The 22,286-nt window shown below is 56.9% G+C and carries 18 protein-coding genes; 9 read left to right on the forward strand and 9 right to left on the reverse strand.

The window, feature by feature from the left end:
• Position 1 precedes the first annotated feature (1 nt).
• Positions 2-1,045: a cysteine desulfurase family protein gene (locus ACR0JB_RS05455; protein WP_170505313.1), complete on the reverse strand. Its 1,044-nt coding sequence runs from the start codon at positions 1,043-1,045 to the stop codon at positions 2-4.
• Between the two features lie 60 nt (positions 1,046-1,105).
• A complete protein-coding gene (iscR, locus tag ACR0JB_RS05460; RefSeq protein WP_170348753.1) occupies positions 1,106-1,564 on the reverse strand; it encodes a Fe-S cluster assembly transcriptional regulator IscR in 459 nt (152 codons plus the stop codon).
• A 177-nt stretch (positions 1,565-1,741) separates the two neighbouring features.
• Between iscR and ACR0JB_RS05465 the strand changes: the two genes are divergently transcribed.
• The 6 genes from ACR0JB_RS05465 to ACR0JB_RS05490 all read left to right on the forward strand — a co-directional run bounded on the left by ACR0JB_RS05465 (position 1,742) and on the right by ACR0JB_RS05490 (position 7,924).
• Complete coding sequence (locus ACR0JB_RS05465; RefSeq protein WP_170348754.1) at positions 1,742-2,395, forward strand: alpha/beta hydrolase; 654 nt, start codon at positions 1,742-1,744, stop codon at positions 2,393-2,395.
• Positions 2,395-2,640 (forward strand): hypothetical protein, encoded by a 246-nt coding sequence (locus tag ACR0JB_RS05470; protein ID WP_170348755.1) that lies wholly within the window; start codon positions 2,395-2,397, stop codon positions 2,638-2,640. Before ACR0JB_RS05465 ends, ACR0JB_RS05470 begins: the two co-directional genes overlap by 1 nt.
• Entirely contained in the window at positions 2,637-3,794 is a 1,158-nt protein-coding gene (locus ACR0JB_RS05475) for an HD domain-containing protein (protein ID WP_480789736.1), read from the forward strand. The genes ACR0JB_RS05470 and ACR0JB_RS05475 overlap by 4 nt, the downstream gene beginning before the upstream one ends.
• 391 nt (positions 3,795-4,185) lie before the next feature.
• Positions 4,186-4,521, forward strand: coding sequence for a DMT family transporter (locus ACR0JB_RS05480; RefSeq protein ID WP_226688434.1), 336 nt, complete (start codon positions 4,186-4,188; stop codon positions 4,519-4,521).
• Between the two features lie 76 nt (positions 4,522-4,597).
• On the forward strand, positions 4,598-6,415 hold the full coding sequence (gene typA, locus ACR0JB_RS05485) for a translational GTPase TypA (RefSeq protein WP_170394144.1): 1,818 nt from the start codon (positions 4,598-4,600) through the stop codon (positions 6,413-6,415).
• A 459-nt stretch (positions 6,416-6,874) separates the two neighbouring features.
• On the forward strand, positions 6,875-7,924 hold the full coding sequence (locus ACR0JB_RS05490; protein ID WP_480789737.1) for a hypothetical protein: 1,050 nt from the start codon (positions 6,875-6,877) through the stop codon (positions 7,922-7,924).
• 137 nt (positions 7,925-8,061) lie between these two features.
• On the opposite strand, the gene ACR0JB_RS05495 is transcribed toward ACR0JB_RS05490, so the two are convergent.
• The 4 genes from ACR0JB_RS05495 to recA all read right to left on the reverse strand — a co-directional run bounded on the left by ACR0JB_RS05495 (position 8,062) and on the right by recA (position 13,252).
• Positions 8,062-8,685 (reverse strand): transglutaminase-like cysteine peptidase, encoded by a 624-nt coding sequence (locus ACR0JB_RS05495; protein WP_170394146.1) that lies wholly within the window; start codon positions 8,683-8,685, stop codon positions 8,062-8,064.
• Positions 8,686-9,042: 357 nt separating this feature from the next.
• Positions 9,043-9,330: a DUF1330 domain-containing protein gene (locus tag ACR0JB_RS05500; protein ID WP_170348761.1), complete on the reverse strand. Its 288-nt coding sequence runs from the start codon at positions 9,328-9,330 to the stop codon at positions 9,043-9,045.
• Position 9,331: 1 nt separating this feature from the next.
• Positions 9,332-12,004, reverse strand: a complete 2,673-nt coding sequence (gene alaS, locus ACR0JB_RS05505; protein ID WP_480646683.1) for an alanine--tRNA ligase — start codon at positions 12,002-12,004, stop codon at positions 9,332-9,334.
• Positions 12,005-12,184: 180 nt separating this feature from the next.
• Complete coding sequence (recA, locus tag ACR0JB_RS05510) at positions 12,185-13,252, reverse strand: recombinase RecA (protein ID WP_170348763.1); 1,068 nt, start codon at positions 13,250-13,252, stop codon at positions 12,185-12,187.
• 192 nt (positions 13,253-13,444) lie between these two features.
• On the opposite strand from recA, the gene ACR0JB_RS05515 reads away from it, so the two are divergent.
• Positions 13,445-14,038 carry a sulfotransferase family 2 domain-containing protein gene (locus ACR0JB_RS05515; RefSeq protein WP_170505823.1) on the forward strand — a complete coding sequence of 198 codons (594 nt, stop codon included), beginning with the start codon at positions 13,445-13,447 and terminating at the stop codon, positions 14,036-14,038.
• 5 nt (positions 14,039-14,043) lie between these two features.
• Here the strand turns inward: ACR0JB_RS05515 and ACR0JB_RS05520 are convergent, their stop codons facing one another.
• The 3 genes from ACR0JB_RS05520 to guaB form a co-directional block, all read right to left on the reverse strand.
• Positions 14,044-16,335: a hybrid sensor histidine kinase/response regulator gene (locus ACR0JB_RS05520; RefSeq protein ID WP_480789738.1), complete on the reverse strand. Its 2,292-nt coding sequence runs from the start codon at positions 16,333-16,335 to the stop codon at positions 14,044-14,046.
• A 104-nt stretch (positions 16,336-16,439) separates the two neighbouring features.
• Positions 16,440-17,597 (reverse strand): RsmB/NOP family class I SAM-dependent RNA methyltransferase, encoded by a 1,158-nt coding sequence (locus tag ACR0JB_RS05525; RefSeq protein ID WP_170505817.1) that lies wholly within the window; start codon positions 17,595-17,597, stop codon positions 16,440-16,442.
• 95 nt (positions 17,598-17,692) lie between these two features.
• Positions 17,693-19,141: an IMP dehydrogenase gene (gene guaB, locus ACR0JB_RS05530; protein ID WP_480789739.1), complete on the reverse strand. Its 1,449-nt coding sequence runs from the start codon at positions 19,139-19,141 to the stop codon at positions 17,693-17,695.
• Between the two features lie 217 nt (positions 19,142-19,358).
• Between guaB and ACR0JB_RS05535 the strand changes: the two genes are divergently transcribed.
• A complete protein-coding gene (locus ACR0JB_RS05535) occupies positions 19,359-21,404 on the forward strand; it encodes an ASKHA domain-containing protein (protein ID WP_480789740.1) in 2,046 nt (681 codons plus the stop codon).
• 24 nt (positions 21,405-21,428) lie between these two features.
• A complete protein-coding gene (locus ACR0JB_RS05540; protein WP_480789741.1) occupies positions 21,429-22,286 on the forward strand; it encodes a class I SAM-dependent methyltransferase in 858 nt (285 codons plus the stop codon).

Below are 22,286 nucleotides of genomic sequence, written 5' to 3' on the forward strand. Positions count from 1 at the left end.
GTCACGCGGCACGCGCGCGATGCTTTTTCTCTTTTTCCAGCCACGTTTCGGCGAAACGCAGCACATCTTCTTTCGTCGTAAAAGGTCCCAGCGAAACGCGTATTGCGCTGGCTGCCGTGACCTCATCATACCCCATTGCCGTGAGGACCGTGCTGGCGCGCACCTTGCCACTGGAACAGGCAGAACCCGCGCTGATGGCAAACCCCGCCAGGTCCATTTGCATGACCTGCGTTTCGCCTTTCCATCCCGGGGTGGCAAAACACAATGTGTTAGGCAGGCGATCCTGATCCTTCCCGACAAAAATAGTCAATTTAGAACCGGCCTCAAGGGCATTTTCTAGAATATTTCTAATTTCTTTGACCTTGTCCCAAACCCCATTGGCAAGATCCCGTGCAGCGGCTTCTGCTGCGGCCCCGAAGCCCGCGATTCCAATGACATTTTCGGTACCCGACCGGCGCCCCATTTCCTGACCACCGCCTTGAATTTGGGCAGGCAAATCCGTGCCGCGTTTCATCACAACAGCGCCGACACCCTTGGGGCCACCCAATTTATGCGCTGAGATCAGCGCCATTTGGGCACCCAGCCAGTTGAAGGCCACCGGTAGTTTTCCAAAAGCCTGCGTCGCGTCGGTTACGGCAAGCCCCGCAGGCAAAGCCTGCACGATACCGGTTTCCGAATTCGCCAGCTGCAAGGTCGATTGAGCAGGATCGGAGACTTGAACGCGGCCCGAGGCGTCCGCTGGCAAGTCTTCTGTAATCCAGGATCTTACCGCGTCATGCTCAACAGCAGATCCATGCAGGCCACGCCCGCGTAAGGTCAGCGCCGCCCCCTCGGTGGAACCCGACGTGAATACGATATCCGCCCCATCCGCACCAAAGGCCGCCGCGATTTGCGCCCGCGCCTTCTCGATCAAGGCCTTGGCGGCACGTCCCTCGGCATGCACCGAAGAAGGGTTGCCGCAAACCTCCATCGCCGCGATCATCGCCTCTCTGGCCTCGGGGCGCAAAGGAGTCGTGGCATTATGATCCAGGTAAACACGACTCATAGAGTCACCTTTTCACGAATGCGAAGTGGTATCGCGTTTTCATAGACCAAGTGCATAATCTCACTCGTCCACCACTGCAAACAGGCTCGGAACCGCGGGACACGGGGCCAAATCGTTTCTGATTACGTCCGACAGTCGGGTTTGATGTAGAAAAACATAAACATGGGCACTTAGCCCTTCCCACAAGCGGTTGCTTAGCGATTGCGCCCGGCTTCCTGATGACGCACCCGACGCCCCTGCGCCTTTTTGCAGCGCATCCACTGTTTCGTCGACCGCCGACAGAATCTCGACCACGCGAATTTCCGAAGGCGACCGCGACAACCGATACCCGCCACCCGGTCCGCGAACCGATGAAACCAGATCGGCTCGGCGTAGTTTCACGAACAATTGCTCAAGATAAGGCAGTGAGATGTCCTGCCGCTCAGAAATCTCACTCAGCGTTACAAGCGTATCTGTCGGTTGCAGGGCGATATCGGCCATAGCTACCATCGCGTAGCGACCCTTGGTCGAAAGCTTCATTCTCGTCCCCTTTTGGTCGATACCGCGCGAAAACATTGACGCCGCCGCTGCCAGTGCGTATCTCCGACGGGCAGCGCATTGCGCAATGCAAAATTATTAGAACCGTTCTAAGGTGCCTGACGATAACCGTCAAGTATATCCCGGCACCAAGAAGAAAAAGACAGGACCAAAGCACACATGCCCGAGGTGATTTTTCCCGGACCCGAAGGCCGCCTGGAAGGCCGCTACCACCCGCAAAAGGAAAAAGACGCACCGATCGCCATCGTGCTTCATCCGCATCCTCAATTTGGCGGGACCATGAACAACAAGGTGGTCTACAATCTGCATTACGCATTCTACAACATGGGCTTTACCGTTTTGCGGTTCAATTTCCGTGGCGTGGGTCGCAGCCAGGGTGAATACGACCAGGGTGTTGGTGAGTTGAGCGACGCAGCCTCGGCGCTGGATTACCTGCAGTCAATGAACAACAACTCGAAACACTGCTGGGTCGCGGGTTTCTCGTTTGGTGCATGGATCGGCATGCAGTTGTTGATGCGGCGCCCGGAAATCACCGGCTTTATCAGCGTGTCACCCCCTGCAAATATGTACGACTTTTCGTTCCTGGCGCCCTGCCCGTCCTCGGGCCTGATCATCAACGGATCAGCCGACCGCGTGGCACCACCTGCGGACACAACCTCGCTGGTGAACAAGCTGCACGAACAAAAGGGAATCACCATCACCCATAACGAGGTTGATGGCGCCGATCACTTCTTCCAGGATCGTCACATGGATACTCTGATGACCGATGTCAGCGACTATGTGAAACGCCGCCTGACCGAGAACACACGCTGATGTCTGACACCATCACCACCCTGGCCGCCAAGCTGGCCGAGGACACAATGAAAGTGATGGATGAAACCGGCGACGACCGTTTCTTTGTCGAAGTGGGCGAACATCTGGGAGCGTCCTCGCAGACTTTGGAAGAGGCCTTCCTGACCGAAATTCGCGTGCGCTTGGCCGAGCGCAAAGCCCGCAAGTTCGTGATCCAGAGGCTCTCGGATCACCGCTCCAAATTGAAAGCGATCGAAAAACAATGACGAACAGACTGTCCGCGCAAATCGAATTTCTCAAACGCGTGGACAGGCTGAAATCGGTCAATCGCGCGAACTTTCTTCTGGATCAGTCCCGCGCTGAAAACGCCGCTGAACACAGCTGGCAACTCGCGCTTTGGGCGCTGGTTATGCAACCCTTGGCTGATGAAGGTGTCAGCATTGATCGGGTCATCCGCATGCTGTTGCTGCATGATTTGGTCGAAATCATTGTCGGCGATCATCCGATCCATCTGCAAACCGATTGGCAAGCGGTCGAACGGGCCGAGCAAGCCGCCGCATCAGAATTGTTCGATCTTTTGCCCGAAGATCAGGCCGAGGCTTGTCTGAACCTGTGGCAAGAGTTCGAGGCCGATCAGACCCAAGACGCCAGATTTGCGAAATCCCTTGATCGCTGCCAGCCGATGTTTCAGGTCCTCTGCGCCGCGGCCCCGAGGGCGGATCACAAAGCTATTGTTCAGGACAATCTGAACGGCGGGCGGGCCGCTTATCTGAAGACCGAATTTCCAGACGCCTATACCACAGCGCAAAGCCTGCTGATCGGAGACACCCCTGCACAGACTTCATTCTCAGCTCGCCTTGGATTTCTTGCCGAAAGCGACCAACTGAAATCCGTCTACCGGGCTTCGCGCCTGCTCAGCGGTGAGCGGTTCGAGAATTCGGCCGAGCATTCATGGCACATCATGCTGTACGCTTGGATTCTGTCCGAATACGCAGCACCCGATGTGTCCATTGACCGCGTTTTACAAATGCTTCTGCTGCATGATGTTGTTGAGATCGACGCCGGGGATAACCCCATTCATGGTCATGTCGACCACGCGGCCCAAGAAGCCGAAGAGCAAGCCGCAGCAGAGCGCCTGTTCGGGATGCTACCGGATAATCAAAAGGCGACCTTTCTGTCTCTGTGGCATGAGTTCGAAGCAGCCGACAGTCCCGATGCCCGCTTTGCCAAGGCAGTTGACCGTTTTCAGACACCAGTCGGAAACCTGGCAACGGGCGGCGGATCATGGGTGGATTATGATGTCAGTTATGCGCAGATCGAAACCCGTGTCGGCACTCCGGTCAAACGCGGCGCACCAGACTTGTGGGCGTGGCTGCAACCCCAGCTAGATGCCTATTTCGCCGCCATGGCCACCACGTAGGAAAAGAAAAAGAGGCGCAAAGGCCTCTTTTTCCCTTGTTTCGGCAGGCGCTCAAACCTGAAAACTATCTAACCGTTCAACAAACTTGGCCGCGTTTTTGTCGACGGACCCCCCGCCAGCAAGCCACCCAAGCGCCACGATCAAAGCCGAAACAAAAACTATTATTCCTGCAAATTTAGTCATGCGATGTAACCTGGAAAACAAAAATCATTAAAAAACAACGCGTTTTTAACATAACCCAGGGTCAAAAAATAGTCAGGTTATCCATACTTCCTAAATGGCTAGTGTTTTTGCCTTAACGTCATTGCGCATGTCGAGATTCCGAAATTTTGCTTGCTCGCTTTGCCGTTTTCATGCTCAACCTCGCAAAACATTTGTCGAGATACTTACCGTGCCCAAAGCCTATCTGATCTTGTTGCTGGCGGTCATCGCAGAGACCATCGGCACAACGTCCCTGCAAGCCAGCCAACAGTTCAGTCGTTTCTGGCCCTCCGTTCTGGTGGTTGTCAGCTATGGCATTGCTTTTTACCTGCTGGGCCTGACGCTAAGATACATGCCGGTCGGAATTGTTTATGCGATCTGGTCCGGGCTTGGCATCTTTCTGATCGCGATCATCGGCTTCATTGTTTTCGGGCAAAGGCTGGACTGGCCAGCCGTCATTGGGTTGATCATGATTTTGGCCGGAATCCTGATCATTCACCTGTTTTCCAAGACGGCCGGCCACTGATCGCCGGTTAGGGCTGGTCTATTTGGTCAAACCACGCTATGCGCGCGGCAACTTCCCGTTCAAAGGCTGACCTCTCATGGACCTGCGCAATATCGCAATCATCGCTCACGTGGACCACGGCAAGACGACCCTGGTGGATGAGCTGCTCAAACAATCCGGCGCGTTCCGGGAAAACCAAGCTGTGGCTGAACGCGCCATGGACAGCAACGATCTTGAACGCGAGCGTGGCATCACCATCCTGGCCAAAGCCACCTCGGTCGAGTGGAAGGGCACGCGCATCAACATCGTCGACACCCCCGGGCACGCCGATTTTGGTGGCGAGGTTGAGCGGATTCTCAGCATGGTCGACGGCGTGGTACTGCTGGTCGATGCCGCCGAAGGCCCGATGCCACAGACCAAGTTTGTGACCTCCAAGGCGCTTGCGCTGGGACTGCGCCCGATCGTCGTTTTGAACAAAGTCGACAAGCCCGACGCCGAACCCGACCGCGCGCTGGACGAATGTTTCGACCTGTTCGCCAACCTTGGCGCTGATGATGACCAACTGGACTTCCCGGCAATGTACGCATCGGGCCGTTCGGGCTGGGCAGATATGGAACTGGACGGACCGCGCAAGGACCTGACTGCGCTGTTCGACCTGATCGTTGATCACGTCCCTGCCCCGCAACAGGCCGAACGCAAGGACGAACCGTTCCGCATGCTGGCGACCACGCTGGGCAGTGATCCCTTCATCGGCCGTATCCTGACCGGCCGCGTGGAAAGCGGCACGCTGAAAGCCGGCGACAGCCTCAAGGCGCTGTCACGCGATGGCACCCAGATCGAAAACTTCCGCGCGTCGAAAATCCTGGCGTTTCGTGGCCTCGCGCAACAACCCATCGACGTGGCCGAAGCTGGGGACATCGTTACCATTGCAGGGATGAGCAAGGCCACGGTGGCGGACTCGTTGGTATCCCCGCAGGTCGAAGAAGCCCTGCCCGCCCAGCCCATCGATCCACCGACCATCACTGTGACCTTTGGCATTAACGATTCCCCTCTGGCAGGTCGTGACGGCAAAAAGGTCCAATCCCGCGTTATTCGTGACCGACTGATGAAAGAGGCCGAATCCAACGTCGCCATCCGCATCACCGATACCCCCGGCGGCGAGGCGTTTGAGGTCGCGGGTCGTGGCGAATTGCAAATGGGCGTTCTGATCGAGAATATGCGCCGCGAAGGGTTCGAACTCAGCATTTCGCGCCCGCAGGTTCTGTTCCGTGAGGAAGAAGGCCAGCGTCTGGAACCTATCGAAGAAGTCACTATCGACGTCGATGACGAGTTTTCGGGCTCGGTGATCGAAAAGATCACCGGTGCACGCAAAGGTGAATTGGCCGAAATGCGCCCCGCCGGTGCAGGCAAAACCCGGATCATCGCACACGTCCCTTCACGCGGGTTGATCGGGTATCATGGCGAGTTCCTGACAGACACACGTGGCACCGGCGTTCTGAACCGCGTGTTCCACGGCTGGGCCGCGCACAAGGGCCCGATCCCGGGCCGTCGCGCAGGCGTTCTGATCTCGATGGAGAAGGGTCAGGCCGTGGCTTATGCCCTGTGGAACTTGGAAGAGCGTGGCCGCATGTTCGTTGCCCCACAAACCGACGTTTACCAGGGCATGGTTATCGGTGAGCATTCGCGCGACAATGATCTGGAAGTAAACCCTCTCAAGGGTAAAAAGCTGACCAACGTTCGCGCAAGCGGATCTGACGATGCCGTACGGCTTACGCCCCACGTTCAGTTCTCGCTGGAAGAGGCGATTGCTTATATCGATGATGATGAATTGGTTGAGGTCACCCCAAACGCTGTTCGTCTACGCAAACGCTTTCTGGACCCGCATGAACGCAAGCGTATGGCGAAGTCTGCTTGAGTCTCCCTTAAGTATAGTTGCCGCAATTGCAACAATGCCACACATCTGACAAATTTGTGCGCGCATGAACTGCGCAAATATACGAAAAGCCCGCCGTTTTGGCGGGCTTTCTCTTTGTTTTAAGTGTATTTTTTTCGCGTAAAATTTGTTCCTAAAATTAATTCAAATTAAACACCCCCTGTAAATGTGACCCAAAATGGGTGTAATTATGGTTGAAGTATGGCACAATTGATGTACCAAAACGTAAAGCACAAACTGTAGTGCAATAGTGTTAGTAACGAGTTCTGAAGGAGCGGCGCCATGCGCGTGAAATCCCATTTATTATCTTTTGTATTTGTCTCAGCAACATTACCGTTCATCACCGCCAGCGCGGCGCAGGCGGAAAGATGCAACATCAAAACAGCCCGACAATCGGTATCGACAGAAACGTTGTGCGGCTGCTCAGTCGTCGATACGCGCATGTTGCGCTATATCCAACGCCGAGCTGATTTCGAGGACATTCTGGCCCGTACACTTGATAGTTGTCCGGCTTTTGCGGCTGTCCTGACTGATTTGCCAACGGCGTCCACGGCTGCATCTGATCGCGATAGTGACAGCGACACCTTTGGCGCTTCAGGCAACGGTGATAACGGCGGCGGCAGCAGTGACGACGGCGGCGGCAACAATGGCGGCGGCGGCGGTGGCGGCGGCAATAACGGCGGCGGTGGCGGCGGCGGCAATAACGGCGGCGGCGGTGGCGGCGGCGGCAATAACGGCGGCGGCGGCAATAATGGCGGCGGTGGCAATTCCGGTAACGGCAACGGCGGCAACAATGGCGGCGGTGGCAATTCCGGTAACGGCAACGGCGGCAATAATGGCGGCGGTGGCAATTCCGGTAACGGCAACGGCGGCAACAATGGCGGCGGTGGCAATTCCGGCAACGGCAACGGCGGCAACAATGGCGGCGGTGGCAATTCCGGCAACGGCAACGGCGGCAACAATGGCGGCGGTGGCAATTCCGGCAATGGCAACGGCGGCAACAATGGCGGCGGTGGCAATTCCGGCAATGGCAACGGCGGCAATAACGGCGACGGTGGCAATTCCGGCAATGGCAATGGCGGCAATAATGGTGGCCCGGGCAATGGAAACGGGAACGCCGGAAACAGCGGTAATGGCGGCGGCAACAACGGTGGTTCAGGACCGGGCACCGGCAATGGCGGCAGCAATAATGGCCAAGGCGGCGGTAGCGGCAATGGCGGTGGCGGTTCCGGGAACGGCGGCAGCAATGGCGGCGGCACCGATGGCGGCAGTGGCAACGGCGGCAATAACGGTGGCCCGGGCAATGGGAACGGGAACGCCGGAAACAGCGGTAATGGCGGCGGCAACAACGGTGGTTCAGGACCGGGCACCGGCAATGGCGGCAGCAACAACGGACAAGGTGGCGGCGGCGGCGGCAACGGTAATGGCGGCAGCACAGGCGGCGCTTCTGGTGGAAATGCTGGCGGCCCCGGCAGCGGTGGAACGTTTTAACCGAACTGCTGGATCTGACTTGCGTCCTAAGATGCTGAATTAATGATCAGATCAAGCTAAAAACCATGGAATGCACAAAGGGCGACCTCCGGGCCGCCCTTTTTTTCTTCAAGCCTGATGGGCATTTGAGAAAAGCCTCAACTACGACCGTAAACACCAACCCAACCGCTGGGTTTCCTTGGGTTTTGCATGCGAAGGAACAGATATTGCGTGGCGGCCCACGGTTTTATTTGATTGGTAAGGTTATCCAGGACCAAGTCTCCGGCTGCCGAGCGATAGACAAGCACGGCATGTGAATTGCGCTTTGCATCTAACACAGTCGCGATAAGCAATTTACTGGGATCAACCCCGGCCCGAATTAAATCGCGTTTCTTAAGCAGCGCAAAATCTTCGCAATCTCCACCACGAGAGGTCGGCAAGGCCCATCTTTCCGCGGTCCGATATTGCGACCGATCCGTTACCGCGCGTGTCGTAGCATTCACCTGACGATTTACCCGTTGAATAATCTGCATCTCTTTCTGGCTGGACATGGACACAGTTGCTTTGGTCGAACACGCCCATCTGTATTGACGGCACAATTGCCGAGCGCCTGACGGCGGCGGCGACACGGCTGCAATCTGGATAAAGCGTCCCTCGGTTGCTTGTGCATCGGTGCCAACACCCAAAGTTCCTAACGCCAATGCGGATACAGCAACCAGTCGACCAATTGATGAGATCAACCGTGCAGATACATCTCTGAGTTCATTGCTCAACAGCTTCATGCCTGTTCCTCGACCATTATTCATCCTCGCAATTGCGGACAAACAGGACCGTAGATCGTTTAGCTTAACTATCAGTAGACGGGACCGTTTGCGCAATCTGAGGTGAAGTTGCAAGGAAAAAGAGGCGGAAATTCGTTCCGCATTTTGACCATTTCAGGCAAGAATTGTGAGGGCTTGGCCACAATCCAAAAGTTACGCCAGGTTAACTTAGCGTAAGCTTTTAAAGGCAAATAACTGTAATATATATAAATATTGCGATATCAAAAAAGTCAGGCGACTCATCAAGTTGCCTGACTTATCCATTGGCTAAATTCCGCCTACACAACCAGAAGTTGGCCAATCTTTGGCGGTCGAGCTTTATTCAGTGGTCTCGACAATCAACAATTCACGTTCACTAGCCCCGCGTGCATGGTCCAGCGCCTGTTGATATTCGGGTGAATTGTAGCATTCCACTGCGGCCTCGACCGAGGGGAAACGGGCAACAACATTGCGTGGGCGCTCTTTCCCTTCAAGCTGCACATACCGTCCAGCACGTGCGATGAACGAGCCCCCGTGCTTGGCAAGCGCCGGTCCTGCCAGTTCAGCATATTTGCCATAGGCCTCGTTGTCCGTCACGGTCACGTGGGCAATCCAAAGTGCCGGCATTTTATCCTCCCAAAACTTGTTCTGCGGCTTTGATTGCCGCTTCTGAATTTGACGCATCCCGGCCACCGCCCTGCGCCATGTCCGGGCGTCCGCCGCCACCCTTGCCACCCAGTTCGACCACTGCAGCCCGTACCAAATCAACGGCTGAAACCTTGTCGGTCAGGTCCGATGTTACACCAGCAGCCACGGCAGCCTTGCCACCGGCATCCGCAATCAACAGCACCGCGCCCGAGCCCAGACGGCTTTTGTGTTCGTCAATCAATGCAGGTAGATCCTTGCCCGAAACTCCGCTCAGCGCCTGCGCCAGGAAAGGCACACCGTTCACTTCGCGCGTCTCGGCTCCGCCGCCCTGCCCTGCACCACCGGCCATCGCCAGATCACGGCGCAACTGAGCAACCTCGTTTTGCAAGGCTTTGCGTTCATCCAGCAGAGACTTGACACGGGTGACCACATCATCCGGCTGCGCTTTCAATTCCGAAGCAATCTGACCCAGCCGCTGATCTTGCGCCGACAGATGCCGGAATGCCTCATCCCCGGTCAGCGCCTCGATCCGGCGCACACCGGCACTGCTGGCACTGTCACCCAGTACAACAAACGTGCCGATATCACCGGTCTGACGCACATGCGTGCCGCCACACAGTTCGATGGACCATGTATCACCGTCATGACCCTTGCCTGTCTGAGCTTTACCCATCGACACAACCCGGACTTCGTCTCCGTACTTCTCACCAAACAACGCCTGCGCACCCAGTTCGCGCGCATCGTCGGGCGTCATGATTCGCGTTTCAACGGTCGAGTTCTGGCGAATGAATTCATTCACTTCACGTTCAATCTTTTGAATCTCATCAGGGCTAAGCGCTTTGGAATGGCTGAAATCGAAACGCAGCCGATCTGATGCATTCAGCGAACCGCGCTGTGCCACGTGATCACCCAGCGTTTCACGGAGCGCCTCGTGCAGCAAGTGCGTGGCCGAATGGTTGGCCCGGATCGCTGTTCGACGGGCATGATCAACCTCAAGCTCAACAGCATCGCCCTTCGACAAAGTACCCTGACTTACCGTGACCCGATGCGCATAAACCTTACCTTCTGCAAACTTGCGCGTGTCTTCGACTTGCGCCACGTCTTGCAGGTTCTCAAGACGCCGAATTTCCCCGGTGTCACCAACCTGACCACCAGCTTCGCCATAGAATGGCGTCTGGTTCACGACAACCCATCCCGAGCCGCCCTTTTCAATCTTGTCAACCAAAGCGCCATCAACCACCAGAGCTGCCACCTGCCCTTCGGCTTTTTCGGTGTCGTAACCCAGAAAATCGGTGGCGCCCGCTGCATCCAGCACATCAAACCAAACAGCCTGATCCGCTGACTCACCGGACCCGGCCCAAGCGGCGCGGGCCTTGGCTTTTTGCTCGGCCATGGCCGCATCGAACCCGTCCGTATCCACAGTCCGGCCTTTTTCACGCAATGCATCTTGCGTTAAATCCAGTGGGAAACCGTAAGTGTCATACAGCTTGAACGCCGCTTCACCAGACAATGCACTGCCTTCAGGCAGGCCAGAGACCTCATCATCCAACAGCTTCAGACCGCGATCCAGCGTCTGTTTAAAGCGGGTTTCTTCCAGCAGCAGCGTCTCTTCGATCAGGGCTTGCGCCTGACCAAGCTCGGTATATTGCGCGCCCATCAGTTGCACCAGCGCGGGCACCAACCGGTGCATGACCGGGTCTTTCGCGCCCAGCAAATGCGCGTGACGCATGGCGCGGCGCATGATCCGCCGCAGAACGTAGCCTCGGCCGTCATTCGACGGCATCACACCATCTGCGATCAGGAACGATGTCGAACGCAGGTGATCCGCAATCACCCGGTGATGCACGTTCTGATCACCATAAGGATCAACGCCCGTGGCGTCCGCCGACGCCTCGATCAGGGTTTTGAACAGGTCCGTGTCATAGTTGTCATGGCTTCCTTGCAGCAGCGCCCCAATCCGCTCCAGCCCCATGCCGGTGTCGATCGACTGCATGTCGAGTTCGACCATCGAGCCGTCTTCGAACTGCTCGTTCTGCATGAAAACGATGTTCCAGATTTCAATGAACCGGTCGCCGTCTTCCTCGGCCGATCCGGGAGGGCCACCCCATATGTGATCGCCATGATCATAGAAAATCTCGGTACACGGACCGCACGGGCCGGTGGGGCCCATCTGCCAGAAGTTGTCATTGGTGGCGATACGGATGATCCGGTCTTCTGGCACACCAACCTTCTTCCAGATTTCAAACGCCTCATCATCGGTGTGATAGACAGTGGTCAGCAGGCGGTTCTTGTCGACACCGAATTCCTTAGTGATCAACTCCCAGGCAAACGGGATTGCCTCGGGTTTGAAATAATCACCGAACGAGAAATTCCCTAGCATTTCAAAGAACGTGTGGTGCCGTGCGGTATAGCCCACATTGTCCAGATCGTTGTGCTTGCCGCCCGCGCGCACACATTTCTGAGCGGTGGTCGCACGCTGATAGTCGCGGGTTTCCACACCGGTAAACAGGTTTTTGAACTGCACCATCCCCGAGTTCACGAACATCAGCGTCGGGTCGTTGCGCGGGACCAGAGGGCTGGACGGCACCACTTCGTGCCCCTGTTTGTCAAAGTAGTTCAGAAATGTTGATCGGATATCATTCAGCGTGGGCATAAGGCTCTCTCGGCGCGCAATCATATTGTGTCAAAACGGGTTTATCCCTGTCCCTGCGGATAGTCCACAGCGTTGGACTCGCAGAACGAAACAAGGCGACCCCGATGGACCGCCTTGTTTCGGATTTTCTAAGCACTGGCTGTGTGACGCGGAATTTTTTCCGTTCCCGTCAGCGAGCGTTTATGCCTCGAGGATATCATCATCCTCAGTCGCGCCGGGCGGCATTTCGAAATCCAGACCGTGTGCTGCGCGAATCTTGTCTTCAATCTCAAGCGCGGCGCGGCTGTTGTCGCGCAGGTATTGCTTGGCATTCTCTCGCCCCTGCCCGATCCGTTCGTCGCCATAGCTGAACCATGAGCCCGACTTTTCGACCACGCCAGCCTTGACGCCCAGATCCAGCAGTTCGCCCATCTTGCTGATGCCTTCACCATACATGATGTCGAATTCGACCTGTTTGAATGGTGGCGCCACCTTGTTCTTGACCACTTTGACGCGGGTCTGGTTGCCCACAACCTCATCACGATCTTTGATGGCGCCGATACGGCGGATGTCCAAGCGGACCGAGCTGTAGAATTTCAGAGCGTTACCACCGGTCGTGGTTTCCGGGCTGCCGAACATCACGCCGATTTTCATCCGAATCTGGTTGATGAAGATTACCATGCAGTTCGAGCGGCTGATCGAACCGGTCAGTTTGCGCATCGCCTGGCTCATCAAACGGGCCTGAACGCCGACATTGCTGTCGCCCATGTCGCCTTCCAACTCGGATTTCGGCGTCAAAGCCGCAACAGAGTCGACGACAACCATGTTCACCGCACCCGAGCGCACCAACGTATCGGTAATCTCAAGCGCCTGTTCGCCGGTGTCGGGCTGTGAGATCAGCAACTCGTCCAGATCGACGCCCAGCTTGCGCGCATATTGCGGGTCCAGCGCATGTTCCGCGTCAACAAAAGCGCAAACACCACCACGCTTTTGCTGTTCGGCAATGCAGTGCAACGTCAGCGTCGTCTTACCAGAGCTTTCTGGCCCGTAAATTTCAACGATCCGGCCCATCGGTAGGCCGCCAATCCCCAGAGCAATATCCAGACCCAGAGAGCCGGTCGAGCTGGCCTCGATGTCCTGCTTGGAATCCTCGCCCAGCTTCATGATCGAACCCTTGCCGAACTGGCGTTCGATCTGGGCCAGCGCGCTGTCGAGCGCCTTTTGCTTGTCTGCGTTTTTCTTGTCGCTCATCGTCAGAAGATCCGCCATTGTCCTGTCGCCTTCCCTTTTGTCACACCCTTGAACGGGCGGCAATCGCTGCTTTGTTCGCCTCTTGTTCCTTATGGGACCAAAAAGAGAACATTTCAACTAAAACTTACAATACTTACTGTTGGGCAATTGTGTTAAAGAGTCGTTTACGCCAATCTGCACCCGTAACAAAGATCGGCAAAAGGCAAATAAATGCTTGTTTTCTATAAGGAACGCCTCGCGTTTCTGGCTGTTCCAAAGACCGGCAGCACGGCCTATCACTCAGCCCTGCGCGAGCGCGCCGATTTTGTCGTAGCCGGTCCACCGGATCTGAAGCACGCTCCTGTGCGGCGCTATGACCGCTTTTTTCAGAACATTTTTCGGAAAATGTACGACACCGAAATGGAGGTCATGGCCGTCGTACGCGAACCGATCGACTGGCTGGGCAGTTGGTACCGATTCCGCAGCCGCGATGACCGGGTCGGGCATCCACATTCAACTCGTGACATATCCTTTGACGATTTTGTGCAGGCCTATATGAAATCTCCGCGCCCCGATTTCGCGGATGTGGGCAGCCAAAGTCAGTTTTTCCGCACCCGAAGCAACGGTTTTGGTGCAAGCCATGTCTTCAAATACGAAAATCAGGATAAGATTTTGAACTTCCTTCAGGATCGTCTGAACATGCAGATTAACCTGCAGCAGGAAAATATCTCACCCCGACGTGAGCTTGCCCTGTCACTTGAAACCGAGCGAAAGTTTCGAAAACGCCACGACGCCGAGTTCATATGCCACGACGCTGCACTTTGATTTGGTCAGTTAATCTGTTGAAACACCGCTTCGGTCAGCTCATTCAATGAGAATGGTTTCGGCAAGAAGGCCGAATGCGCGATTTCCGGCCCGGAATCACCAAAGGCCCCTTCGGTATAGCCAGACATGAAGATCACCCGTACATCCGGACGCGTTTTCATCGCCTGACGCACCCAAGTTGGCCCATCCATCCCGGGCATGACCACATCGGTGACAAAAACATCGACATTCAACGCCCCGTCCTCAAGCAAGCGCAGTGCCTCTTCTGCCGACCCGGCCTCAAGAACGGTATAGCCCTTCAACCTTAATGCGCGTGTTGCAAAGGCACGCACCGGGGCCTCGTCTTCAACCAACAGCACAACACCCTCACCCTGCCGAGCGCTCTGCATTTCGACCGCGGGCAACAACTCTTGCTGAACTTCCTGAGGCGCGGCGGACACCGGAAGGTAGACAATGAACTCAGTTCCATGTCCCGGAAGGCTGTCGACAAAAATGAACCCGCCCGTTTGCTTGACGATTCCATAGACCGTGGACAAGCCCAACCCCGTACCTTCGCCAGTGCGCTTGGTCGTATAGAACGGCTCAAATACCTTTTGCAGCTTGTCTGCCGGGATACCAGTGCCGCTGTCGATTACCTTGACGGTCACGTATTCCCCCGGCTGAACCGTGGCACGGTCGCGTGTGAAGGGTTGGCTCAGCACGACCACCTCGGTCTCAATCCGAACCTCGCCGCCATCCGGCATGGCGTCGCGCGCGTTCACAACTAGGTTCATCAGCACCTGCTCTAGCTGTCTTTTGTCCGCCCGGACGGGTTTCAGAACCGGATCATGGCTGAGTATCAGACGCACTTTTTCGCCCACCAATCGGTTCAGCAGGTGGATCAGATCCGAGATCGTATCGCGCAGATCCAGCACCTCGGGCTGCAAGGTTTGTTTGCGCGAAAACGCCAGCAGCTGACTGACCAGAGCCGCAGCCCTGTTGGCATTCTGGTTGATCTGAACCAGATCGCCGTAGTTCGGGTCATTTTGGTCGTGCCGCAAAAGCAGCAGGTCGCAATGCCCGGAAATGGCTGTCAGCAAATTGTTGAAATCATGGGCAACGCCACCGGCCAACTGGCCCACCGCCTGCATTTTCTGACCCTGCACGAACTGTGCCTCAAGCGTTTTGAGTTCAGTAGCGTCATTCAACACCGCAATCAGGCAGACCTGCCCGTTGTTTACCACACGGTTTAAGGTGACCTGAACAAAAATCTCTTTGTCCTGGCGGGTCAGCCGCAGAAACTCGGACCGCATCGTGGGTTCTTGTGCGGCGGTCCGCCCCAACCAATCCAAGATTGGATGCCCCAGCCCTTGCATGATCTGATCGACATTGGTTTCGTCGGGCTCGATATCACCGATCAACTTTACCGCCAGCCGGTTCGCCTCGAGAATACGACCATCGGGGGCAAGGCGCATGATCGGCACTGGCAAATCGGCAAAGGATGTACCACTGCTGGCTTGCCGGTCCTGCGCCACAGGCAACACAAGCAGGTTTCGCACAGTGCCGGACCAGCCGAGTTCGCTTACAATGGCTGAAACCGCACCCCTTGTTGTCTGAACCTGTACAATTTCACCCTGCGTATGAGAATCGCTCGTGAGCACTTCGTTCAGCGCGTCCGGCCTCTGCCCCAGCATATGCGCCGCTGCATCATTCACCCGCAGCAAAGTGCCGTTGCGCCCCTCGGTCAGGACCGGGATGTTGACCTCGTCCCACTGTCCTGGCGTATCCAGATGAAAACGCCAGCAAAACCGACCCTGACCAACATTGAACACTGAAACCGGGATCGTTGACCCAACGGTCACAATGTCTTCGCGGGCTTTGCCATAAATTTCAGCCGATGACTGCAGTCGAAGCAAAATAGCCGGAGGGTTCGCGAACAGGGATTTCAGGCATTGCTCTAACCGACTGCCCGGAAAGGCCTGAAACTGCGCGCGTGCCTCGGGGTTGGCGGCCAGAATTTCGCCTTGGGCATTCGCAATCACGCAGGGAAACAGATCTTGCTCTGCGAAAACGGCCATGGTTTTCACCGCCTGCTGCGCCAAATAGTCCGTGATCTTCCCCCGAAGAACCACCAGAAACGAAGCGGCCAGAAGGGATACGCCCGCAACCATGAAGCCTGTATGCCAAACGTCGGGCAACAGCCCTAAAACCGGCGTCAGGCTTAGAAGCGCACCGATGACAACCAAAGAGGCAAGTCGCAGGCCGGATGGGGTTTTGTGGTCAGACGGATCGGCGAATACTTCCGTAGTGTCAGTCATAAACAACTCAAGTCGATGGGCTTTGGCGTAGTCAGCCCAAATAAGGTTAATGTCCGATTAAGCGAAACCGGATACTCTACCTAAAGTTGCTATGCTCTGACGCACTATCGCGTCAAGTGTGCAGTGAAGAAACCATCAGCTCCGTGCGAAACAAGCCACGTTTTGCGAAATGCCTCGGACCACTCTGGATTGGCGCACAGAAAGGAGGCGACGACAGCGCCGTTTTCATCCTCCAACATCGAACACGTCGCATAGGCCAAGACACCGCCCGGCGCGACCATTGTCGATAACTTATCCAGAATGGTCGATTGAATTCCGGTAAGCTCCTGCAAGCGACTTTCGGTTAGCGCCCACTTGCCCGCAGGCGCACGTCGCCACGACCCGCTGCCCGAACATGGCGCATCCGCGAGAATGACATCAAACGGCTTTTGCTGTTCGAGTTGGTCCGTGGACACGATCTGAATCCGCACCCCCGCACGTTCCGCGCGCGCAGGCAAGTCACGCATCCGGCCTGCGTTTACATCATGGGCAAACACCTCGACCCCCTGATGCGCGGCCAGGGCCAACGACTTGCCACCCCCACCTGCGCAATAGTCCAGAACCCGCATCCCCGGGCGCAGATTCAAAGCGGCCACAACGGCCTGACTGGCGGCGTCCTGAAGTTCGACCAGCCCCGTTGCATAGGTCCGGCTTTGGGCGATCTTGCGCGCGCCTTGGGTCACTTCCAAGGCTGTTTCGCAAGTTGGATGCGGGGCGGCTGTAATGTCTTCAGCCGCTAGCGATTTGCTTGCGAAAGCTACATCCGTTTTGACCAGATTAACCCGCAGATGCACCGGCGCGCGGTGTTGCAGCGCCCGCGCGACGGCAACTGCCTGATCTCCCAGTGAGGACTGAAATCTGGGCCAGAGCCATTCGGGAATGTCCAAAGACTCGGCATCCGAACGAAAATCACGCCCGACCTCACACTCAGATAAAATCGCGGGCGCGTGACGGGCGCCTGTGAACAAATCCTCCGGCCGTTCGCCAGAGGCGCGAAGCGCACCGATCATCAAACCTCGGCCAGTGTCAGCACCACCCAGCGCCGCATAGGACCGCTGACACCGCAACGCATCAAACACATGATCACGAACCGCAGCACGATCCTTGGATCCGGCAAACCGGCTGCGTCGCGCCCAGTTGGTCAGTGACTTCTCGACAGGCATACCCAAGAGAATCTGGTCAAGGATTTCAATCGAAGCCTGAATACGAGCGGCCGGGGTCATGGTGTATTCCGATGCTGTTGTCTTGGCGCGTAAAGATGCGCTGAAAACGCAAAACGGCGCCCTGATCCGGACGCCGCATTACGCATTGGATGCAATTACATCACCCGGTAGTTCGGGCTTTCACGGGTGATCTGCACGTCATGTACATGGCTTTCTTTCAGGCCCGCACCAGTGATTTTGACGAAATTGCAGTTCTTGCGCATCTCTTCAACTGTGGCGCAGCCAGTATAGCCCATCGCCGCGCGCAAACCGCCAACCAATTGGTGAACCACCGCACTGGCCGACCCTTTGTAAGGCACCTGCCCTTCGATCCCTTCGGGAACCAGCTTGTCGTTGGCCGCATCCTTCTGGAAGTAACGATCCGCCGAGCCGCGCGCCATCGCGCCCAGGCTGCCCATGCCGCGGTAGGATTTGAATGAACGGCCCTGATACAGGATCACCTCGCCCGGGCTTTCATCGGTGCCCGCGATCATCGAGCCGACCATCGCACAGGATGCACCCGCCGCAATCGCCTTGGAAAAATCGCCCGAGAATTTGATGCCACCATCTGCAATCACCGGAACCTCCCCTGCGGCCGATGCGCAATCCATGATCGCTGTCAGCTGAGGCACCCCAACACCTGCGACCATCCGCGTGGTACAGATCGACCCCGGCCCGATACCGACTTTGATTGCATCCGCGCCCGCGTCGATCAGCGCCTTGGTCGCCTCACCCGTTGCTACGTTACCTGCGATGATCTGAACCTCATTCGACAGCGTCTTGACCCGTTTCACTGCGTCCAGAACGCCTTGCGAATGACCATGCGCCGTATCCACCACAATGATGTCGACACCCGAATCCACCAACTGTTCCGACCGTTCAAACCCGGCATCCCCGACCGAGGTCGCCGCAGCCACACGCAGACGGCCCAGACGGTCTTTACAGGCCGTCGGGTTCAGCACCGCTTGTTCGGTGTCCTTCAACGTCAGCAGGCCGGTCAGCTTGCCCTCGCCATCGACCACCAGCAGCTTTTCGATCCGACGGGCTCGCATCAGGCTTTTGGCCTCTTCCAGATCGGCGGGCTCTTTCAGCATCGCCAGATTGTCCGAGGTCATCATCGCCTTGATCGGCGTGTCATCCGAGGTCGCAAAACGCATGTCGCGGTTGGTCACGATGCCAACGACGCGACCTTGGTCATCAATCACCGGAAAGCCAGTAAAGTTGTAACGCTGCACCAGCGCCTGCGCATCTGCCAGCGTCTGATCCGCACTCAGGGTCACCGGATTATACACAATGCCGGATTCAAACCGCTTGACCCGCCGCACTTCGCGGGCCTGTTCCTCGGTTGTCAGGTTCTTATGAATAACGCCAATGCCACCGGCCTGCGCCATGGCAATGGCCATGCGCGCCTCGGTCACCGTGTCCATGGCCGAGCTGAGCAGCGGGATGTTCATGGTAATCTCTCGGGTCACGCGCGTGGTCGTGTCCGCCGTCGCAGGCAGCACCGCCGATGCCCCCGGAACCAAGAGTACGTCGTCAAAGGTAAGTGCCTCACGAATCTGCATCTGCTAACCTCATGCAAAAGCCCGTTTGGCGGTGACCCTATTACATGGATTCATCCCAAGGAAAAGCCCCTGACCTAAACTAGTTTTCCCCCGCAAGCCGCTACCACGGTAAAAAACGACGTTCATTATCCAAAACGTGCCGCGGAATGCCCTTTCCCTTTGCGCACAAACCCATATCTTGCCGGCAAACGCGCGAATACAAAAAGGCAGGCCAGATATGACCACCGACCCCCTTGTTGTCTTTACCCCCTCGGGCAAACGCGGGCATTTCCCCGTCGGCACCCCGGTTTTGACCGCTGCCCGTCAGTTGGGCGTCGACCTGGATTCGGTCTGTGGTGGCCGTGGCATCTGTTCGAAATGCCAGATCACGCCCAGCTATGGAGAGTTTCCCAAGCATGGCGTCACCGTATCTGAGGACGCGCTGAGCGAATGGAATGCGGTCGAGCAGCGTTACGATGATAAGCGCGGCTTGAAAACCGGTCGCCGTCTGGGTTGTCAGGCGACGGTTCAAGGCGACATCGTGATCGACGTCCCACCTGAAAGCCAGGTACACCGTCAGGTCGTCCGCAAGGCTGCCACCGCGCGCGCCATCACCATGGACCCGGCAACCCGGCTGTATTTTGTGGTGGTGGAAGAGCCCGATATGCACTCACCCACCGGCGATCTGGAGCGGCTGGAGCGTGCCTTGCGCGAACAGTGGCACATCGATGCGGTCACAGCCGATCTGTCGCTGATGTCCAAGCTGCAGCCGGTTCTGCGCAAAGGTAAATGGGAAGTTACCGTTGCTGTTCACAAAGGGCACAAGGATTCGGTCGCGAAGGTCGTTGAAATCTGGCCCGGCCTCCATGAAAGCGGGTTGTATGGGCTGGCTATTGACCTCGGCTCGACCACAATTGCGGCCCACCTGACCGATCTGGAAACAGGTGAAGTCAAGGCATCATCGGGCCTGATGAATCCACAGATCCGCTTTGGCGAAGATCTGATGAGCCGCGTATCATATTCGATGATGAACCCCGGCGGCGATCAGGAAATGACAAAAGCCGTGCGCGAGGCGATCAATGACCTGTCCACCTCGATTGCGGATGAAGCTGGGATTGATGCCGACCTGATCGTCGAAACCGTGTTCGTCTGCAACCCGGTCATGCACCATCTACTGCTGGGGCTGGACCCGGTTGAACTTGGTCAGGCGCCGTTTGCTCTGGCCACGTCGGAAAGCATGTCTCTGCCCGCGCGTGAGATGGACCTGACGAAAATGAACCCACGCGCGCAGGTCTATATCCTGCCCTGCATCGCGGGTCATGTCGGCGCCGACTGTGCCGCCGTTGCCCTGTCCGAGGAGCCCGGAAAATCCGAAGACCTCGTTCTGATCGTCGATGTCGGCACCAACGCCGAAATTCTGCTGGGCAACACCAGCCGCGTTCTGGCTTGTTCCTCGCCCACGGGTCCTGCATTCGAGGGCGCGCAGATCAGTTCCGGCCAAAGAGCCGCCCCCGGAGCCATTGAAAGGATCGAGATCGACCCCGTTACCAAGGAACCCCGCTTCCGCATTATTGGTTCCGAGAAATGGTCTGACGAAGATGGCTTCGATCAGGACGTTGCCACCACCGGTATCACCGGCATCTGTGGTTCGGGCATCATCGAGGCGGTCGCTGAAATGCGCATCGCCGGGTTGCTGGATGAAAGCGGTCTAATCGGGTCGGCCGAGCAAACTGGCACCACGCGCTGCGTGCCCGAAGGCCGCACCCATGCCTACCTGATCCATGACGCCAGCGCCAAGGGCGGCCCGCGCATAACCGTGACCCAAGGCGACATCCGTGCCATCCAGTTGGCCAAATCCGCGCTTTATGCCGGTGCGCGCCTTCTGATGGATGTCATGGAGGTCGATAAAGTGGATCGCGTGGTACTGGCCGGAGCTTTCGGTGCGCATATTTCGACCAAACACGCGATGGTTCTGGGCATGATCCCCGACGCGCCGCTGGACAAGGTCTCAAGCGCGGGCAATGCGGCGGGCACCGGTGCGCGGATTGCGCTGTGCAACATCACCGCCCGGTCGGAAATCGAGCGCGTCGTGCGCGAGATCACCAAGGTTGAAACCGCGATTGAACCCAAGTTCCAGGATCATTTCGTCGCCGCAAACGCTATCCCGCACAAAACCGATCCGTTCCCGGAGCTGTCGCAGGTGGTCACCCTGCCCTCACCTACCTTCAACTCGGCCGGAGGGGCCGATGAAAAGTCTGGTCGCCGACGCCGACGCCGGTCATAGTCGCGTCACCTGAGGTAGGCGATCATGCAAGCAGCGAACGAAGAACAGGCCGAATTTTGGAGCAATTCTCCCTCTGGCGCCAATTGGCTCACCTATGAAGAGCAGATGGATGAAATGTTGGCCCCGGTTCTTGATCTGGTCCTAGACCGAGCCGGGCTACAACCCGGCATGCGGGTGCTGGATATCGGCTGCGGCACCGGTGCAAGCAGCGTCAGGGCGGCAGAGTCCGTAGGCGAAAGCGGTCACGTACTGGCGGCGGACTTCTCGCAGCCATTTCTGGACCGCGCGGGGCAACGGGCCATCGAAAAAGGGTTGTTAAACATCGACCTCCAACATGCCGATGCCCAGACCCACCGGTTTGTCGAGGCAGATCACGACGCAATGATCTCGCGTTTTGGGGTGATGTTTTTTGAAGACACGGTCGCTGCCTTTGCCAACATGGCACGTGCGTTGAAGCCGGGTGGTCAGATGACCTTTGCCGCCTGGGGACCATTAGACGGAAATCCCTGGTTCAAGACACCGCATAGCATCGCATGTGCCCGACTGGGCAACCCACCTGTAATGGATCGAAACGCCCCCGGCCCATTGGCCTTTCATGACCACGAACGGGTCTCTCGCCTACTGGACCAGGCTGGCCTGACCGATATTCGTGTCGAACAAGTACATGTCTTACTGCGCATTCGCGGAACGATCGAGGATTGCGCAACCTTGTGTACACGTATCGGTCCGGCGGCCCGTCTGATCGCCTATTTTGAAGGGGATGCCGAGGACGTATTGAATATCCAGCAAGGAATTACAAAGGCATTTCAACCGTATGCGTCTGAAAAAACGGTCGAAATCCCGGCTTTGATCAACCTGTTTCAGGCGCGAAAATCTGAGTAA

It is taken from the genome of Ruegeria sp. BI7 (assembly GCF_056537925.1).

Bases quoted from the DNA above. Each gene is read 5' to 3' on its own strand.
- ACR0JB_RS05455 (WP_170505313.1), bottom strand. From the start codon at position 1,045: ATGAGTCGTGTTTACCTGGATCATAATGCCACGACTCCTTTGCGCCCC.
- iscR (WP_170348753.1), bottom strand. From the start codon at position 1,564: ATGAAGCTTTCGACCAAGGGTCGCTACGCGATGGTAGCTATGGCCGAT.
- ACR0JB_RS05465 (WP_170348754.1), top strand. From the start codon at position 1,742: ATGCCCGAGGTGATTTTTCCCGGACCCGAAGGCCGCCTGGAAGGCCGC.
- ACR0JB_RS05470 (WP_170348755.1), top strand. From the start codon at position 2,395: ATGTCTGACACCATCACCACCCTGGCCGCCAAGCTGGCCGAGGACACA.
- ACR0JB_RS05475 (WP_480789736.1), top strand. From the start codon at position 2,637: ATGACGAACAGACTGTCCGCGCAAATCGAATTTCTCAAACGCGTGGAC.
- typA (WP_170394144.1), top strand. From the start codon at position 4,598: ATGGACCTGCGCAATATCGCAATCATCGCTCACGTGGACCACGGCAAG.
- ACR0JB_RS05490 (WP_480789737.1), top strand. From the start codon at position 6,875: ATGTTGCGCTATATCCAACGCCGAGCTGATTTCGAGGACATTCTGGCC.
- ACR0JB_RS05495 (WP_170394146.1), bottom strand. From the start codon at position 8,685: ATGAAGCTGTTGAGCAATGAACTCAGAGATGTATCTGCACGGTTGATC.
- ACR0JB_RS05500 (WP_170348761.1), bottom strand. From the start codon at position 9,330: ATGCCGGCACTTTGGATTGCCCACGTGACCGTGACGGACAACGAGGCC.
- alaS (WP_480646683.1), bottom strand. From the start codon at position 12,004: ATGCCCACGCTGAATGATATCCGATCAACATTTCTGAACTACTTTGAC.
- recA (WP_170348763.1), bottom strand. From the start codon at position 13,252: ATGGCGGATCTTCTGACGATGAGCGACAAGAAAAACGCAGACAAGCAA.
- ACR0JB_RS05515 (WP_170505823.1), top strand. From the start codon at position 13,445: ATGCTTGTTTTCTATAAGGAACGCCTCGCGTTTCTGGCTGTTCCAAAG.
- ACR0JB_RS05520 (WP_480789738.1), bottom strand. From the start codon at position 16,335: ATGACTGACACTACGGAAGTATTCGCCGATCCGTCTGACCACAAAACC.
- ACR0JB_RS05525 (WP_170505817.1), bottom strand. From the start codon at position 17,597: ATGACCCCGGCCGCTCGTATTCAGGCTTCGATTGAAATCCTTGACCAG.
- guaB (WP_480789739.1), bottom strand. From the start codon at position 19,141: ATGCAGATTCGTGAGGCACTTACCTTTGACGACGTACTCTTGGTTCCG.
- ACR0JB_RS05535 (WP_480789740.1), top strand. From the start codon at position 19,359: ATGACCACCGACCCCCTTGTTGTCTTTACCCCCTCGGGCAAACGCGGG.
- ACR0JB_RS05540 (WP_480789741.1), top strand. From the start codon at position 21,429: ATGCAAGCAGCGAACGAAGAACAGGCCGAATTTTGGAGCAATTCTCCC.